The sequence below is a fragment of the Bradyrhizobium sp. UFLA03-84 genome (genome assembly GCF_002289535.1).
In the GTDB taxonomy this organism is placed as follows: Bacteria; Pseudomonadota; Alphaproteobacteria; order Rhizobiales; family Xanthobacteraceae; genus Bradyrhizobium; species Bradyrhizobium viridifuturi.
In genome coordinates, this window is record NZ_NSJY01000006.1 from 63,138 (window position 1) to 77,774 (window position 14,637).

Genomic DNA, 14,637 nt, shown 5'->3' on the forward strand with positions numbered 1-14,637 from the left:
GGCTGTCGGCTGGGTGATCTGGCTGCTTGCTCATGACGTGCTGACGCGAGGCCAGTCGAAAACCGAGAGAGCGCGGCTTTCGGCACGAATTCGTACTGCAAGCACCGTGAGATTGAGCACGGTGAAGATCAGCGCCAACACCGGCAGGTGCAGCGCGAGCGGCAGCAGCGCGATTTCAGCGACGACGACGGCATAGTTCGGATGCGGGAAGTACCGGTACGGCCCGGATACGACCAGCGGCGCACCCGGCAGCACGATGATCCGCGTGGTCCATCGCGGCCCGAGCGCGGCGAGGATCCACAGCCGCAGGCCCTGCAGCGCCACGAAGGCCGCCAGCGCAGCCAGGTTGACGTCCTGGTTACGGCCCCAGACCCACAGCGCGGTCAGCCAGCCGGCGTGAAGCAGCACGATCAGCGGGTAGTGACCGGCGCCGACCTCGATCGCGCCTTGCGCCAGCAGCCGCGCCGTGTTGCGACGGGACAGCGCGAGCTCGCCGAGGCGCTGCAGCGTGACCAGTGCAAGGATGACCGAGGCGAAGCTCACGCCGCGTGCCTCAGCGCTACGCAGCTCAGCGTGAAGCCCGGCCCGAGCGCGGTGAGCAGCGCGCGCGGCGGCAATCCCTTGGCGCGGGCGCGTTCGAGAACAAACAGAACCGTCGGGGCCGACATGTTGCCGCACGCCGCGATGACATCGCGTTCGTGATCGAGCGTGCCCTGGTCTAGCGCGAGCGCCCGCTCCAGCGCCGTGATCACCTTGGAGCCGCCGGGATGGCAGACGAAGCGATCGATGTCATCGGCCGCAAGCTCCATCCGTTCCAGAATTTCGGCAACCGCGGATCCAACGTGGTCGCGGACGAAATCCGGAATGGTACGCTGGAAGACGACGCCGAATCCTTCCGGATCGACCGTCCAGCCCATCACGTCGAGCGTATCCGGCCACAGCTTTTCGCCGGCCGCCTCGATTCGCGTCGCACCGCCGTCGCCGGCGCGCAGCACGATCGCCGCGGCGCCATCGCCGAACAGGCTGGCCGCAACGATGTTCGCCTTGGTCAGCTCGTCGTGGCGAACCGCGAGCGTGCAGAGCTCGAGCGCAACCAGCAGCACGTTCGCGCCGGGCCGCGCCTGCGCCAGCCGCGCCGCGATCGAGAGGCCAGACACGCCGCCCGCGCAGCCGAGACCAAACACCGGCACACGCGACACATCCGGCCGCAGACCGAGCTTGCCGGCGACACGCGCCTCCAGCGTCGGCGTGGCGATGCCGGTCGAGCACACCGTGACCACGGTATCGATCTCGCTGCCGGCCAAGCCGGCGGCCGCGATCGCCTTGCCGGCGGCATCGACGAACAGCGCCTCGGCGCCTTCCAGGAATGCCTGCGTTCGCTCCGGCCAACCGCGTCGTTCGAGATACCATTCGATCGGCTTCACGCCATGGCGATGCTGGATGCCGGTGTTGGCAAACAGGCTGGAGAGCGTCTCGAATTCGGGATAGCGGTCGGCAAGAAGGCTGCGTGCGGCCTGCAGGATCTGCCCCTGATGGAATAGATGCGGTGGAACCGCCGTCGCCATGGAAACAAGTGCGGCCGTCTGCGTGGTCTCGATCATCGTGGCTCCAGTTCCCCCGGTTGTGGAACCACGCGGTGCGCAAAATATTTCAGACGCCGGCGAGATAGAGGGAGCGCGGCAGTCACTATAAGTTGACCCTGGCGGCGACAGCCGCGTCGCGCTCTTCGCCAATCAGGACGCGGCGGCGCCCGACTTGCGCAGCAGATTCCTGATGAAGCCGAGCGGCACAGGCGACAGCGGGCCCTGCGGCGCGCGGGCGATCAGGGCTACGACGAACAGCGCCGCGATCGCCAGCCAGAAGCACAGCCAGAAGCCGTCGATGTAGGCGAGCGTGTTGGCCTCGCGCTGCACCAGGGCCGCCAACGTGCCGACGGCCCGCCCCATCGCCGTCCCCACGCCGTGGCCGGAAAACTCGCCCGCCAGCCGCTTCAGCAGATTCACGACGTCGACGTCGCCGTTCTGGACGTGCTGTCCGAGATAGTTCGAATGAATTTGCTCGCGAACGCGCAGCCAGGTCCCCATCAGCGCCACGCCGATCTCGGCGCCGCCGAGCCGCATGATCTGGATATAGGCCGCGAACGCCGTCGCCCGCGACGGATCGGAATTGGACAGCGCCATGATGATGATCGGCAGCAGCGTGAACGCCTGCCCGAGCGACGTGAGCAGGACGATGCCGACGAAATCCTCCCGCGCCCAGATGTGGCTCAGCTGCGTGCCCCAGAGATTGGCGGCCGCGAAGGCCGAGAAGCCGAGCACCACGACGACACGCGGATCGAGATGGCGGAGCAGCAGGATCGAGATCGGCACCAGCGCGAACATCGGCAGCGCGCCGTAGGTGAACAGCAGCACGCCCGACTGCTCCGGCCGCAGCGCGGCGACGGTGCCGAGGAAGTTCGGCACCAGGGACGAGTTCGACAGGCTGGTCAGCGTGTACAGCAGGATGACGATCAGCGAGAGCCCGATATTGCGCGAGAACAGCACGTTGAAATGCGCCCATGGCCGGGGCGCGACCATCTCGTTGATCATGAAGCCGATGATCAGCAGCCCGCCTCCGATCAGCAGCGCCATCACGGTGCCCGATGAGAGCCAGTCCAGCCGGTTGCCCTGATCGAGCCCGGCATAGACCATCGCGACGCCGGCGCCGAGCAGCAGCATGCCGCCCCAATCGGCATGATGCAGCAGGTCGCGATTGACCGGCTCCCTCGGCGTGCCGAGATACACCATCAACCCCATCAGCGGCGCGATCACCACGCCCTGCCAATACAGCCACTGCCAGCCGAGATGCTCGACATAGAAGCCGACCAGCGAGCTCGACGAGTCCAGCGCGAAGCCGACGCGGATCGAATACAACGCGATCCCCGGCACCCACCAGCGGATCGGCAGGTTGCGCAGGATGATCATCAGCGTCGCCGGCACGAAGGTGCCGAGCAGCATGCCGTGAGCGATGCTGAGCGCGATCAGCGTCGTGTAGTCGCGCACGAACGGGATGGTCAGCGACACCACGGCATAGACCAGGCTCGGAATTCCGAGCACGCGACGCAGGCCGAACGCGGTGGCGAGCCAGGCGACCGCAGGTGCGATGAAGATCTGCGAGCCGATCGCGGCGGTCGAGAGCCACGCGCCCTCGTCGAAGGTGAGTGAGAACGCGCCGCGCAGATCGGGCAGCCCGACCGTGGTCAGGCGGCTGTCGAAATTCGCCAGGAATGCGCCGAGCAGCACGGCGACGACCGCGAACACCGGATAGCGCGCGACGTCGCCGCGCGAGACCGGGCCGCGATCGCGGTCGTCACTTTCCGCCATTGGCGACCGCCTCGCCGGTGTTGATGCGGGTGACGACCGACATGCCCGGCAGCAGGCGTTCGAGCAATGGCTGGCCCTTGTCGAACTGGATGCGCACCGGGATGCGCTGCACCACCTTAGTGAAATTGCCGGTGGCGTTGTCGGGCGGCAGCAGCGCGAATTGCGATCCGCTCGCCGGCGCGATGCGTTCGACGACGCCGCGCAGCGTCTGGCCGGAGAATGTATCCACGGTGACCGCGACCGGCTGGCCCGGTCTGACGTTGGTCAGCTGGGTTTCCTTGTAGTTGGCGATCACATAGACATTCGGCAGCGGCACGACATTGACCAGATTGGTGCCGATGTTGACGTAATCGCCCGGCTGCACCTGGCGCTCGCCGGTGACGCCGTCGAACGGCGCAACGATCCTGGTGTAGCCGAGCTTGAGCCTGGCCGACGCCAGCAGCGCCTTGGCGGCGTCGAGGTCGGCGGCGCGCTGCTTCTTGGTGCCCTGCAGGACCTCGAGCTGGTGGCGCTGCGCGGCGATCACCGCGCGGCTGGCCTTCACGTCAGCCTCGGCCTTGGCGTAGGAAGCCGTCGCCTGCTCGAGCCGCTGCCGCGTGCCGGCATCGGTTTGCGACAGCGACTGCTGACGCTCCTCCTCCTGCTTTGCCAGGGTCTGCTGCGCCTCGGCGGACAACCGCGAGGCCTCGGCCTGCGCGATCGTCGCGTATTGCAGCTCGACCTGGTTGTTGAGGTTGTCGAGCGCGGCCTGCGCGCCGACCACGCCTGCCTCCGCCTGTGCGACCTGCGCCTGGTAGTCGGCAGGATCGATCTGCACCAGGAGATCACCGGCCTTGACGCGCTGGAAATCGGAGACGGCGACCGTGAGCACCTCGCCCGAGACGCGGCTGGAGAGCTGGGTCAGCTCGGCCCGCACATAGGCATCATCGGTGGTCTGGATCGTCGCGCTGCCGACCCACGCATTCCAGCGCGAGGTCGCCACGACGACGAAGGCGAGCGCGACGAGCACCGCAAACAGCGGAATCGCAAAGCGGCGCCAGAAGCCCTTGGTCGCCGATTTCGGTGCGTCTGGCGCTGTCGCCGGAGCAAGAGCCGGTTGGGTAACTCGCGATGAACCCTCTTGAACCTGCTCAGTCACGCTAAACCCCTCAGTCACGCACCGGAACGCCGGACGGGCCTATTACCACACCACGACGATCATGGCTCAGACGGTCTTCTCCGGCCACCGGCAGAGATCGTTGATCAGGCATACTTCGCAACGCGGGCCGCGGGCGAGGCAGGTATAGCGGCCATGCAGGATCAGCCAGTGATGGGCGTGCAGCATGAACTCGGTCGGGATCACCTTCTCCAGTCCGAGCTCGACCTCGAGGGGCGTCTTGCCGGGCGCGAGCCCGGTGCGGTTGCCGACGCGAAACACATGGGTGTCGACCGCCATCGTGTGTTCACCGAACGCCATGTTGAGCACGACATTCGCGGTCTTGCGCCCGGCGCCGGGCAGCGATTCAATTTCAGCGCGGGTGCGCGGCACCTCGCCGCCGAATTCGGCGATCAGCTTCTCCGACAGCGCAATGACGTTCTTGGCCTTGTTGCGATAGAGCCCGATGGTCTTGATGTAGTCGCGTACTTTTTCTTCGCCGAGCTCAAGCATTTTCTCCGGCGTATCGGCCACCTCGAACAGCGGCCGCGTCGCCTTGTTGACGCCGGCGTCGGTCGCCTGCGCCGACAACACCACCGCAACCAGCAGCGTGTAGGGGTTGAGGTGCTCGAGCTCGCCCTTCGGCTCGGGATTGGCCTTGCGGAACCGATCGAAGGCCTCGTAGACCTCCTCCGCCGTCCACGGCTTCGGCTTTGCGACCTGCTTTGCGGTTTTCTTCGCGACCTTGGTCGCCGGCTTCTTTGCCGCGCCTTTGGGCAGCGGCTTTGCCGATTTCGCGGCTTTCTTCTTCGGCGCCGACCGAACGCTTGAGGTACTGGCGCGTTGAGAGCGGATGATTTTGGCCATGAACGGGATATACTGATACGTCATGACCGCAGGCAACGACTTTGATCCCGCGAACGACGCCGAGGCGACCGAGGCCGAGCCGAAACTGTTCTCGGCGCTGCTAACGCCGCATCGCTCGCTGAATCGCACCGGCTTCATCGTGCTGATGTCGTTCGTCACCGTGATCAGCTTCATCGCCGGCGCGGTGTTCTGGTGGCTCGGCGCGTGGCCGATCTTCGGCTTCTTCGGCCTCGACGTGCTGGTGATCTACTGGGCCTTCAAGGTCAATTTCCGCACCGCCAAGGCGAGCGAGGAGATCACCGTCACGCCGTCGGAACTGCGGGTGCGCAGGATCAGCCACCGCGGCCACGTGGCCGAATGGGTGCTCAATCCGCTGTGGGTGCGGTTCGAGCAGATCTCGCACGAGGAGTTCGGCATCGAGCGGCTTTATCTGGTCTCCCGGGGCCGCCGGGTGAGCGTCGGCAGCTTCCTGAGCCCGGACGAAAAGGCCAGCTTCTCCAAGGCCTTGACCGCGGCGTTGAACACCGCGAAGCGCGGCCCCACCTACAACCCCATCGTCTAATCGAGCTTCATTTGAGCATGATCTTGCCGGAAAACCGGTCCCCACTTTTCCGGATCATGCTTGTCGGAAATCGGGTGGTTTGGATGCGCCATGGCTCCTAAATCAGACACCATGATGACACTCGCCATACATGACCAGCGTCTGGCCAAGCCGGGCCTCCAGAACGCCGCGCTGCGCGACTATGACTCGGTGCGACGCGCCATCGCGTTCATCTCGGAGCATTGGCGCACGCAGCCGACCATCGAAGCGATGGCCGATGCCGCCGCCGTCACGCCAGATGAACTGCACCATCTGTTCCGCCGCTGGGCCGGGCTGACGCCGAAGGCCTTCATGCAGGCGCTGACGCTGGACCACGCCAAGAACCTGTTGCGCGACTCCGCAAGCGTGCTCGACGCGGCGCTCGACTCCGGCCTTTCGGGACCGGGACGGCTGCACGATCTGTTCGTCACCCACGAGGCGATGTCTCCAGGCGAATGGAAGACCGGCGGCGGCGGCATGACGCTGCGCTACGGCTTCCACCCCTCACCGTTCGGCACCGCGATCGTGATCGCGACGGACCGCGGGCTCGCGGGGCTTGCCTTCGCCGATCCCGGCGACGAGCAGACCGCCTTCGCCGACATGAAGCGGCGCTGGCCGAACGCGACCTATGTCGAGGACACCGACGGCACCACCGCATTGGCGCAGCGCGTGTTCGACACGAGGTTGTGGCGGGCGGACCAGCCGCTGCGCGTCGTCCTGATCGGCAGCGACTTCGAGGTGCGGGTGTGGGAAACGCTGCTCAAGATCCCGATGGGCCGCGCGGTGAGCTATTCCGACATCGCCTGCAACATCAACAGCCCGAAGGCCTCGCGCGCCGTCGGCGCCGCGGTCGGCCGCAATCCGGTGTCGTTCGTGGTGCCCTGCCATCGCGCCCTCGGCAAGAGCGGCGCGCTGACCGGCTACCACTGGGGCATCACCCGCAAGCAGGCGATGCTGGGCTGGGAAGCCGGGCAGGTCGGGTTGCACTAATCCGATTGTAGGATGGGTAGAGCGCAGCGAAACCCATCCTACGGCCTGATTGCCAATAGACAGACTTCCAGTCCCTCACCGTCACCCTGAGGTGCTCGCGCGAGCGAGCCTCGAAGGGTCGACGGCCCGGCTGGTGGCCGTGCATCCTTCGAGACGCGCTTCGCGCTCCTCAGGATGACGGGTCCATCGCTCTAGCTCAGCCGGCCAGATCGACCTTCGACGCCACGGTCGAATCCGCATTGAGCCGGTAGACTACCGGCGCGCCGGTGGCGAGTTCGCGCTTGAGGATCTGCTCGGGCGAAAGCTTCTCCAGCACCATGATCAGCGCGCGCAGCGAATTGCCGTGGGCCGCGATCAGCGTGCGCTGGCCGCGCAGCACGCCGGGCAGGATCTCCTGCACGTAATAGGGCAACGTCCGCGCCAGCGTATCCTTCAGGCTCTCGCCGCCGGGCGGCGGCACGTCGTAGGAACGGCGCCAGATCAGCACCTGATCCTCGCCCCACTTCTTGCGGGCGTCGTCCTTGTTGAGGCCGGAGAGATCGCCGTAGTCGCGTTCGTTGAGCGCGAGATCCTTGATGGTCGGCAGCCCGGTCTGCCCGATCTCTTCCAGCATCAGCTTCAGCGTGTGCTGCGCGCGCGTCAGGTCGGAGGTGAAGGCGACATCGAACGACAGGCCCTGCGCCTTCAGCTTGCGGCCGGCCTCCTTGGCCTCACGGATGCCCTGCTCGGTGAGATCAGGATCCTTCCATCCGGTGAACAGGTTCTTCAGATTCCATTCGCTCTGACCGTGACGAACGAGCACAAGAAGGCGATCACTCATTTCAGATTCCGTTTTCGCTTGAGCTGGATTTCATCTCGACAAGCGACCTCAGTCGCTCAACCCGAGAACGTCGGTCATCGAATACATGCCGGGCTTCTTGCCATGCGCCCAAAGCGCCGCTTTCAGCGCGCCTTGCGCGAACAGCGCGCGATCCTCGGCATGGTGCGACAGCGTGATGCGCTCGGAAGGACCGGCAAAGATCACGCTGTGATCGCCGGCCGCGGTGCCGCCGCGCAATGAGGCAAAGCCGATGTCGCCGGCGCGCCGTGCGCCGGTCAGGCCATCGCGGCCGCGCGCCGAATGCTGGTCGAGCGCGATCTTGCGGCCGGCAGCGGCGGCTTCGCCGAGCATCAAGGCGGTGCCCGACGGCGCGTCGATCTTGGACTTGTGGTGCATTTCGAGAATTTCGATGTCGAAGCTCTGGTCGAGCGACTGCGCGACGCGCTTGACCAGCGCCGCCAGCAGATTGACGCCGAGGCTCATATTGCCCGACTTCACCACGATGGCGCGGTCGGTGACGCTGCGGATCACCGCGTCGTCGGACTGCGACAGGCCGGTGGTGCCGATGACGTGAACCAGGCCGCGTTCGGCCGCGATCGCGACATTGGCGATGGTCGCCGCCGGCACCGTGAAATCGAGGATGCCGTCGGCGCCCGCCGACATCGACCACAGATCGGCCGACAGCTTGACGTCGTTGGCGGGAAGCCCGGCGAGCACGCCGGCGTCCTTGCCGAGCAGTTCCGAGCCCGGCGCCTCCAGCGCGCCGACCAGCACCGCCCCCGGGGTCTCGGAAATCACCCGCACCAGCGTGCGGCCCATCCGGCCGCCGGCTCCCGCAACGATCAAACGCATGTCAGCCATGGCTCACCTCTGCAAGCCGTATAGCGAGCCATGGCTGTTCCGGCAACCGAACCGGGGGGGCCGCCGATCAGGGCTGCGGGCCGTCATAGCCCTCGATGATGATGAGATCGGCGATCGAATGCGGTTGCCGCACCTTGATGTTGGCCTGGTATTCCGGCGAGTTGTAGCAGGCCATCGCGGTCGCATAGTCGGGAAATTCGATCACGACGTTGCGCGAGCGGCTCTGGCCCTCGACGCAGTTGAGCTGGCCGCCGCGCACCACATAGCGGCCGCCGAACTTCTTGAAGATCGCAAGGTTGGCGACCGCGTAGGGCTTGTAGCCCTCGTCATTGTGAACGTCGACGCGTCCGATCCAGTATCCCTTCGCCATCTGTCTTCTCCATTGTTGTTGGTTCAGGCGAGCGCCTGGGCGATCTCGGTGTGAATGGCTTCGGCTGCGGCCTTCGGATCGGCGGCTTCCATCACCGGGCGGCCGACCACCAGATAGTCGGCGCCGGCGGCAATGGCACGGGCCGGCGTCATGATGCGCTTCTGGTCGCCGGTCGCCGAGCCCGCGGGGCGGATGCCCGGCGTCACCAGGTTCATCTGATCGCCGACGATCTTGCGCAAGGCGGCCGCCTCCTCGGGCGAGCTGACGAGGCCGTCGACACCGAGCGCCTGCGCCTGCCTGGCGCGCGCCTCGACGAGATCGGAGACGTTGAGGCGATAGCCTGCGGCGTGCAGGTCGGCATCGTCGTAGGAGGTCAGCACCGTGACCGCGAGGATCTTGAGACTGGTGCCGGCGCGGGCCTCGACGGCCGCCTTCATGGTTTGCGGATAGGCGTGCACGGTGAGGAAGGTCGCGCCGAGGGCGGCGACGCTCTCGACCCCGCGCGCAACCGTGTTGCCGATGTCGTGCATCTTCAGATCAAGAAACACCTTCTTGCCGCTGGCGGCGAGCTGCTGCGCCAGCCCGAGGCCGCCGGCGTAACCGAGCTGGTAGCCGATCTTGTAGAAGGTGACGCTGTCGCCGAGCCTGTCGATCATCGCCTCGGCGCTCGCGACCGACGGCAAGTCGAGCGCCACGATCAACCGGTCTCTTGGGGCGATCCTTGGAGCGATCCTGGCTGGCTGCATGTCACCTCACATCATGCGTTGGGAATGGTCGATCAGCTGCCGCACCAGCGCGCGCATCGTGTCGATGTCGGCCTGATGCTTCAGATGATCCATGTCGTCATAGGCCTGCTCGGCGAATGACAGCGCGAGCTGGTTCGGGATCACGGTGGCGTGGCACGCCGACAGGATCAGGCGCAGCGCCGCCAGCGCGCGGGTGCCGCCGAGCCGGTTGCCGGATGCCGCGGCGATCGCGAACACGCGCTCGCGGAACACCTGGCCGCGCGCCTCGTGCGGATCCTGCACGCGGCTCACCCAGTCGATCGTGTTCTTCACCAGCGCCGGCACCGAGGAATTGTATTCGGGCGTCACGACCAGCACGCCATGATGGGCGCCGATCATCCGCTTCAGATTGACGGCGTGCTGCGGCACGCCCGATTTGGCCTGCAGATCGCCGTCATAGATCGGCAGCGGAAAATCGCCGAGCGAGATGCGGGTCACGTCGGCGCCCGACTGCGCGAGCTCGTGCGCCAGCACGGCGGCCAGCTTCGCGTTGAGCGAGCCGGATCGAAGCGATCCCGGGATCACGAGGATTTTCAGCGCAGACATTTTGAAATCGCAGGTCCAGGGCGTGCGCCCCGGCGCGGGGCGATCAGCCCTTGCGATACACCCAGACCCGCGCGGGCGGAAGGTTCATCCAGATCCGCTCCGAGGCCTCTGTGGACACGCCCGGCAGCGACTTCGGGATCGGAGGCACCACGGAATAGGTGAACTGCACGAAGGGCGCACCGGGGGCGAGCGCCAGGAAGGCGTCGCGGACCAGCTTCAGGCGGGTCAGCATCGGCTTGGTGACCAGCGGCAGACCGGAGACAACGGCCGAGGCCGGAGATTTCATGACGTCCCACAGCGTATCGCGCAGCCTGTAGGCGTCGCCCTGGACCACCTTGGCCTGCGGATAGCGTTCGCGCAGCAACGCGCAGAAGCCGGGATTGTACTCAACCAGGACGAGTCGCTTCTGATCGACGCCGTGCTCGATCAGCGCGTTGGTGATCGCCCCGGTGCCGGGCCCAAGTTCGACGACCGGCCCTTCGGCGTCAGGATCGACATATTGCGCCATGGTGCGCGCGAGCAGCCGCCCGGACGGCATCACCGCGCCCATGTGCAGCGGCTTCTCGATCCATGAACGGAGAAAACGAACCTCGTCGTCGAGACGGAGGGGCTTCTTCGACGCACGCACGGACGATTGCAGAGGCATGTCGCTACCAGGCGGGACCGCGCACAATCGAGCGGTTGTCAGAAAACAGTCATAAACACGTATAGATCGAACTCGTTACGGTCAAGCATAACGACTGCGACTAGGCGGAGCGGCTTCCGAAGAAGTCCTTGACCTTAGAGAAGAAACCCGCTGCCTCGGGCTGGGTCGCGCCGGACGAGAGTTTTTCGAACTCCATCAGCAATTCTTGCTGCTTCTTGGTCAGATTCTGCGGGGTTTCGACCACGACCTGGACATACATGTCGCCGGTCTGGCGCGAGCGCAGCACCGGCATGCCCTTTGATGCGATGCGGAATCGCCGGCTGGACTGGGTGCCGGCCGGCACCTTCACCTTGGTCTTGCCCTTGTCGATGGTCGGCACCTCGAACTCGCCGCCGAGCGCTGCGGTCACCATCGAGATCGGCACGCGGCAGTGCAGGTCGGCGCCGTCGCGCTGGAAGAACTGGTGCGTGGTCAACGACAGGAAGATGTAGAGGTCGCCGGGCGGTCCGCCGCGGACACCGGCCTCACCTTCGCCGGCGAGCCGGATGCGGGTGCCGTCCTCGACCCCCGGAGGAATGTTGACCGACAGCGTGCGCTCGCGCGTCACGCGGCCGGAACCCGCGCAGGAGGTGCAGGCGTCCTCGATCATCTGACCGCGGCCCTGGCAGCTGGGGCAGGTCCGCTCCAGCGTGAAGAAGCCCTGGGCCTGCCGGATACGGCCGGCGCCGCCGCAATGCGAGCAGGTCTTCGGCTTGGTGCCGGCCTTGGCACCGGTGCCGGAGCAGGATTCGCAGGTGACCGAGACCGGAATCTCGATCTGCGCAGTCTTGCCCTGGAAGGCCTCCTCGAGCGTGATCTCCATGTTGTAGCGCAGGTCGGCGCCGCGCTCGCGGCCGCCGCTGCGGCGCTGCCCGGCCATGCCGAACAGATCCTCGAAGATGTCGGAGAAGGACGAGGCGAAGCCGGCGCCGAAGCCGGGGCCGCCACCGCCCATGCCCTGCTCGAAGGCGGCATGGCCGAAGCGGTCATAGGCGGCGCGCTTGTCGCCGTCCTTCAAGACCTCATAGGCTTCGTTGATTTCCTTGAACCGGACTTCGCTGGTGGCGTCGCCCGGATTCTTGTCCGGATGCCATTTCATCGCGAGCTTGCGGAAAGCTGATTTCAGCTTGGTCTCGTCCGCGTTCCGCTCAACCTCGAGGGTCTCATAATAGCAGCGCTTGGTGGACATCCTTCAATTCCGTCCGAAGTTCATCGCGATCATCAATAGGATCGCGTCAAGGATTGCGCCTGTCTGGAAGATGCAGCGATCGCCTTAAAGAAAAATGACCCCCACTCCTCCGAGACGCGGCGCGTGCTCTTTGGCGTGAGGGTCATGATCGCAAGCCCGCTTAGGCAGACTTCTTGTTGTTCTTGTCGTCGTCGACCTCGGTGAACTCCGCGTCGACAACGTCATCCTTGGCAGCGTCCTTGGCCGCATCGGCCTCGGCCTGCTGCTTGTACATGGCCTCGCCGAGCTTCATCGAAGCCTGCGCCAGCGTGTTGGTCTTGGCCTTGATCGCCTCGGCGTCGTCGCCCTTCAGCGCTTCCTTGAGGTCGCTGACGGCGTCTTCGATCGCGCGGCGCTCGGTGTCGGCGATCTTCGAACCGTGTTCGGCCAGGGCCTTCTCGGTCGAATGAACCAGGCCATCGGCATGGTTCTTGGCGTCGACGGCCTCGCGGCGCTTCTTGTCCTCGGCCGCGTTGACCTCGGCGTCCTTGACCATCTTGTCGATATCGGCCTCGGACAGACCGCCGGATGCCTGAATCCGGATCTGCTGTTCCTTGCCGGTCGCCTTGTCCTTGGCCGAAACGTTGACGATGCCGTTGGCGTCGATGTCGAAGGTCACCTCGATCTGCGGCATGCCGCGCGGAGCCGGCGGAATGCCCATCAGGTCGAACTGGCCGAGCATCTTGTTGTCGGCCGCCATTTCACGCTCGCCCTGGAAGACGCGGATGGTCACGGCGCCCTGATTGTCTTCGGCGGTCGAGAACACCTGGCTCTTCTTGGTCGGGATCGTGGTGTTGCGGTCGATGATGCGGGTGAACACGCCGCCCAGCGTCTCGATGCCCAGCGACAGCGGGGTCACGTCGAGCAGCAGCACGTCCTTGACGTCGCCCTGCAGCACGCCGGCCTGGATCGCAGCACCAATCGCGACGACTTCGTCGGGATTGACGCCCTTGTGCGGCTCCTTGCCGAAGAACTGCTTCACCACTTCCTGGATCTTCGGCATGCGGGTCATGCCGCCGACCAGCACCACTTCGCCGATCTCGCCGGCAGTCAGGCCGGCATCCTTCAGCGCCTTGCGGCACGGCTCGATGGTCTTCTCGACGAGATCGGCCACCAGCGCCTCGAACTTGGCGCGGGTCAGCTTCATCGTCAGATGCTTCGGACCGGTCTGGTCAGCCGTGATGAACGGCAGGTTGATTTCGGTCTGCGTGGTCGACGACAGCTCGATCTTGGCCTTCTCCGCAGCTTCCTTCAGGCGCTGCAAAGCGAGCTTGTCGTTGCGCAGGTTGATGCCCTGCTCCTTCTGGAACTCGTCGGCGAGATAGCCGACCAGGCGCATGTCGAAGTCTTCACCACCGAGGAAGGTGTCGCCGTTGGTCGACTTCACCTCGAACACGCCGTCGCCGATCTCAAGGATCGAGACGTCGAAGGTGCCGCCGCCGAGGTCGTACACGGCGATCGTGCCGGACTTGGTCTTGTCGAGACCATAGGCGAGCGCGGCAGCGGTCGGCTCGTTGATGATGCGCAGCACTTCGAGGCCGGCGATCTTGCCGGCGTCCTTGGTGGCCTGACGCTGCGCGTCGTTGAAATAGGCGGGAACGGTGATGACGGCCTGATCGACCTTCTGGCCGAGATGCGCCTCAGCGGTCTCCTTCATCTTCTGCAGGATGAAGGCCGAGACCTGCGAGGGCGAATAGGTCTTGCCATCGGCTTCGACCCAGGCGTCGCCGTTCGATGCCTTGACGATCTTGTAGGGGACGAGCTTCTTGTCCTTCTCGACCATCGGGTCGTCATAGCGGCGGCCGATGAGGCGCTTCACCGCAAAGAACGTACGCTCGGGATTGGTCACCGCCTGGCGCTTCGCCGGCTGGCCGACGAGGCGCTCGCCATCGTCAGTGAAAGCAACGATCGACGGCGTCGTTCGCATGCCCTCGGCATTCTCGATCACCTTGGCGTTCTTGCCATCCATTACGGCGACGCACGAATTCGTGGTGCCGAGGTCGATCCCAATGACCTTACCCATGGTTTTGATATCCTCTTTGCTACGGCAGGTTGGTTGGGCCCTGACGGCGCTCCGTACCGAACCCCCAGACGTTCACATACTCGCGATATTGCGACGGTGAGCCTGATATAGGAGAGAGGGTCCTGCCCGCAAGGACTGGACGCAACGTTGAGGCCTGAAAAGACTGACGTTTGAAAGATTGTGTCAGTCCGACTGCGGCGCCGGTTCAAGCAGCGACCAGCACCCCTGCCAAGTTAACAAATCGGCAATGATGCGGCCGGCGGTAGGCCGCGAACGTTCGCGGCGCGACGTCAGCGCTGTTGAGTGAACACTCACAAACGTCGTATGCGAGAGCGCGCACGGGTCGAGGGCGCGCTGTTTGGCCGCTGGCCACCATTCTTGGAAA

The 14,637-nt window shown here is 65.4% G+C and carries 15 protein-coding genes; 2 read left to right on the forward strand and 13 right to left on the reverse strand.

Annotated elements, in window-relative coordinates; genetic code table 11:
• Positions 1–30 precede the first annotated feature (30 nt).
• From CK489_RS08410 to nth, 5 genes are all read right to left on the reverse strand, one after another.
• Positions 31–543, reverse strand: coding sequence for an isoprenylcysteine carboxyl methyltransferase family protein (locus tag CK489_RS08410; RefSeq protein WP_095731985.1), 513 nt, complete (start codon positions 541–543; stop codon positions 31–33).
• Positions 540–1,601 (reverse strand): type III polyketide synthase, encoded by a 1,062-nt coding sequence (locus CK489_RS08415; protein WP_095731986.1) that lies wholly within the window; start codon positions 1,599–1,601, stop codon positions 540–542. The genes CK489_RS08410 and CK489_RS08415 overlap by 4 nt, the downstream gene beginning before the upstream one ends.
• A gap of 132 nt (positions 1,602–1,733) precedes the next feature.
• A complete protein-coding gene (locus CK489_RS08420) occupies positions 1,734–3,362 on the reverse strand; it encodes an MFS transporter (protein ID WP_095731987.1) in 1,629 nt (542 codons plus the stop codon).
• Positions 3,349–4,500: an HlyD family secretion protein gene (locus CK489_RS08425; RefSeq protein WP_502694108.1), complete on the reverse strand. Its 1,152-nt coding sequence runs from the start codon at positions 4,498–4,500 to the stop codon at positions 3,349–3,351. The genes CK489_RS08420 and CK489_RS08425 overlap by 14 nt, the downstream gene beginning before the upstream one ends.
• Before the next feature lie 66 nt (positions 4,501–4,566).
• Complete coding sequence (nth, locus tag CK489_RS08430; RefSeq protein ID WP_198960875.1) at positions 4,567–5,364, reverse strand: endonuclease III; 798 nt, start codon at positions 5,362–5,364, stop codon at positions 4,567–4,569.
• 22 nt (positions 5,365–5,386) lie between these two features.
• Here nth and CK489_RS08435 point away from each other — a divergent pair, with 22 nt between their 5' ends.
• Complete coding sequence (locus CK489_RS08435; RefSeq protein ID WP_050628031.1) at positions 5,387–5,926, forward strand: DUF2244 domain-containing protein; 540 nt, start codon at positions 5,387–5,389, stop codon at positions 5,924–5,926.
• Positions 5,927–6,037: 111 nt separating this feature from the next.
• The gene (locus CK489_RS08440) at positions 6,038–6,934 is read left to right on the forward strand and encodes a methylated-DNA--[protein]-cysteine S-methyltransferase (protein ID WP_095731990.1); all 897 of its coding nucleotides are present in this window, start codon (positions 6,038–6,040) and stop codon (positions 6,932–6,934) included.
• A gap of 196 nt (positions 6,935–7,130) precedes the next feature.
• On the opposite strand, the gene CK489_RS08445 is transcribed toward CK489_RS08440, so the two are convergent.
• The 8 genes from CK489_RS08445 to dnaK form a co-directional block, all read right to left on the reverse strand.
• Positions 7,131–7,754 (reverse strand): 2,3-bisphosphoglycerate-dependent phosphoglycerate mutase, encoded by a 624-nt coding sequence (locus tag CK489_RS08445; protein WP_095731991.1) that lies wholly within the window; start codon positions 7,752–7,754, stop codon positions 7,131–7,133.
• Positions 7,755–7,802: 48 nt separating this feature from the next.
• On the reverse strand, positions 7,803–8,615 hold the full coding sequence (gene dapB, locus CK489_RS08450) for a 4-hydroxy-tetrahydrodipicolinate reductase (protein ID WP_050628029.1): 813 nt from the start codon (positions 8,613–8,615) through the stop codon (positions 7,803–7,805).
• Positions 8,616–8,682: 67 nt separating this feature from the next.
• A complete protein-coding gene (locus CK489_RS08455) occupies positions 8,683–8,985 on the reverse strand; it encodes a DUF1330 domain-containing protein (RefSeq protein WP_050424071.1) in 303 nt (100 codons plus the stop codon).
• 23 nt (positions 8,986–9,008) lie between these two features.
• The gene (pyrF, locus tag CK489_RS08460; protein WP_095731992.1) at positions 9,009–9,731 is read right to left on the reverse strand and encodes an orotidine-5'-phosphate decarboxylase; all 723 of its coding nucleotides are present in this window, start codon (positions 9,729–9,731) and stop codon (positions 9,009–9,011) included.
• Between the two features lie 6 nt (positions 9,732–9,737).
• Complete coding sequence (locus CK489_RS08465; RefSeq protein ID WP_095731993.1) at positions 9,738–10,316, reverse strand: NADPH-dependent FMN reductase; 579 nt, start codon at positions 10,314–10,316, stop codon at positions 9,738–9,740.
• Positions 10,317–10,359: 43 nt separating this feature from the next.
• Positions 10,360–10,962: a class I SAM-dependent methyltransferase gene (locus CK489_RS08470; RefSeq protein ID WP_095731994.1), complete on the reverse strand. Its 603-nt coding sequence runs from the start codon at positions 10,960–10,962 to the stop codon at positions 10,360–10,362.
• A gap of 100 nt (positions 10,963–11,062) precedes the next feature.
• A complete protein-coding gene (gene dnaJ, locus CK489_RS08475; protein ID WP_050628026.1) occupies positions 11,063–12,190 on the reverse strand; it encodes a molecular chaperone DnaJ in 1,128 nt (375 codons plus the stop codon).
• 160 nt (positions 12,191–12,350) lie between these two features.
• On the reverse strand, positions 12,351–14,252 hold the full coding sequence (gene dnaK / locus CK489_RS08480; RefSeq protein ID WP_050628025.1) for a molecular chaperone DnaK: 1,902 nt from the start codon (positions 14,250–14,252) through the stop codon (positions 12,351–12,353).
• Between the last annotated feature and the right edge of the window lie 385 nt (positions 14,253–14,637).